This is a genomic window from Streptomyces sp. NPDC007346 (genome assembly GCF_040703535.1).
In the GTDB taxonomy this organism is placed as follows: Bacteria; Actinomycetota; Actinomycetes; order Streptomycetales; family Streptomycetaceae; genus Streptomyces.
In genome coordinates this window covers 1-2049 of sequence record NZ_JBEYKR010000284.1, presented here as the reverse complement: position 1 = coordinate 2049, position 2049 = coordinate 1, and the positions used below count along the sequence as shown (strand labels likewise).

The 2049-nt window shown below is 68.8% G+C and carries 3 protein-coding genes; all 3 read right to left on the bottom strand.

Going from position 1 to position 2049, the window contains the following annotated elements:
• Window positions 1-100 precede the first annotated feature (100 nt).
• Window positions 101-532: a transcription antitermination factor NusB gene (gene nusB / locus AB0917_RS34030; RefSeq protein WP_015607359.1), complete on the bottom strand. Its 432-nt coding sequence runs from the start codon at window positions 530-532 to the stop codon at window positions 101-103.
• Between the two features lie 2 nt (window positions 533-534).
• Window positions 535-1101 carry an elongation factor P gene (gene efp / locus AB0917_RS34025; RefSeq protein ID WP_018490319.1) on the bottom strand — a complete coding sequence of 189 codons (567 nt, stop codon included), beginning with the start codon at window positions 1099-1101 and terminating at the stop codon, window positions 535-537.
• A gap of 50 nt (window positions 1102-1151) precedes the next feature.
• The coding region (locus AB0917_RS34020; protein WP_366823567.1) for a M24 family metallopeptidase at window positions 1152-2049 on the bottom strand (898 nt) is incomplete at its 5' end.

The following is a 2049-nucleotide window of genomic DNA, read 5'->3' as shown; positions in this document are numbered from 1 at the left end:
CTTCTCGGTGCTCAAGCTCACCCTGTCGGGCGGCATGGCCCTGCAGGTGGCGGTGGCCGAGCGCTGGAAGAGCGTCACCGGTTGCTCCATCTGCGCGGGTCTACTGCTCCCGGCGGAGGTTCGGCTTGAGGTCCTTGAAGCGGGCCAGCATGCCGTTCACGAACGACGGGGAGTCGTCGGTGGAGAACTCCTTGGCGAGCTGGACCGCCTCGTCGATCACCACGGCGTCCGGGGTCTCGTCCATCCAGATCAGCTCGTAGGCACCGAGCCGGATGATGCTGCGGTCGACGACCGGCATGCGGTCGATCTCCCAGTCCACGGCGTAGGTGACGATGAGGTCGTCGATCCGGTCGGCGTACTGCGCGTACCCCTCGACGAGTTCCATCGTGAATTCACCGACCGGCGGCTGACGGTCGTCGGTCCGCGAGTGCCGGACCCAGTCCGCGAGGACGCTCTGCACGGACTCACCGCGCTGGTCGGCCTCGAAGAGGATCTGAAAGGCGCGCTTGCGGGCCTTGTTCCGGGCAGCCACGGTTAGCTGTTCACCCGGCCGAGGTAGTCGCCCGTGCGGGTGTCGACCTTGATCTTCTCGCCGGTGGTGATGAAGAGCGGCACGCCGATCTCGTAACCGGTCTCCAGGGTGGCGGGCTTGGTGCCACCGGTGGAGCGGTCGCCCTGGACGCCCGGGTCGGTGTGCTGGATGGTCAGCTCGACCGCGGCGGGCAGCTCGACGTAGAGCACCTCGCCCTCGTACTGGGCGACGGAGGCGGTGAAGCCCTCGATGAGGAAGTTGGCGGCGTCGCCGACGGCCTTGCGGTCGACCATGAGCTGGTCGTACGTGTCCATGTCCATGAAGACGAAGTACTCGCCGTCCATGTACGAGAACTGCATGTCGCGGCGGTCAATGGTGGCCGTCTCGACCTTCACACCGGCGTTGAACGTCTTGTCGACGACCTTGCCGGAGAGCACGTTCTTGAGCTTGGTGCGCACGAAGGCGGGGCCCTTGCCGGGCTTGACGTGCTGGAACTCGACGACGGACCAGAGCTGGCCTCCGTCGAGCTTGAGCACCAGGCCGTTCTTGAGGTCGTTCGTGGAAGCCACGGTTGCGGAATCTCCTGGACTGAAGCTGGTGGAACGACCGGGAACGCGCGCTAGAGCGCGAGCAGTTCCTTGGTCGTCATGGTGAGTAGCTCGGGTCCGCCGTCCGCCTCGGGGCGCACGACGAGCGTGTCATCGATCCGGACACCGCCCCGGCCCGGGAGGTGGACCCCCGGTCCGACGGTGACCGGCACACAAGCGTCCAGTTTACCCATGGCTGTCGGTGCCAATTGCGGGTCCTCCTCGATTTCGAGGCCCACACCGTGCCCGGTCCTCGGCTGGAGGACCTCTCCGTACCCCGCGGACCGCAGCGGACGGCGGGCCGCCCGGTCCACGTCCCGGTAGGCGGCGCCCGGCGCCAACGACTCCCTGCCTTGCCGCTGAGCGGCGAAAACGAGGTCGTAGAGCTCGATCTGCCACTGGGCGGGGGCGGTGCCGATGACGAAGGTCCGGCCGATCGCGCAGCGGTAGCCGTGGTAGCAGGCCCCCAGCCGGACGGAGAGGAAATCTCCCTCCTCCACCCGGCGGTCGGAGGGCCGGTGGCTCTCCTGGCCGGAGTTGGGGCCGGTGGCCACGGAGGTGGCGAAGGCGGGGCCGTCCGCCCCGTGGTCGACCAGGCGCCGCTCCAGCTCCAGCGCGAGATGGCGCTCGGTGCGGCCGACCAGGATGGATTCCAGGAGTTCACCCAGGGCCTGGTCGGTGATCTCGGCGGCGATCCGCAGACAGCCGATCTCCTCCTCGTCCTTGACGATCCGCTGCTGCTCCACGGTGAAACCCAGATCGGCCAGTCTCAGGCCGGGCGCCGCCTTCGCCATGGCGCGGTGCCGGGCCACGGTCAGGTCGTGCTCCTCCACGGCGAGCACATCGGCCCCCGACGAGGCGGCGAGGCCCGCGGCCGCGACCACCGGGTCCGCGTCCGGGACGGGCAGCACATCGACCCGCAGCGCCTCG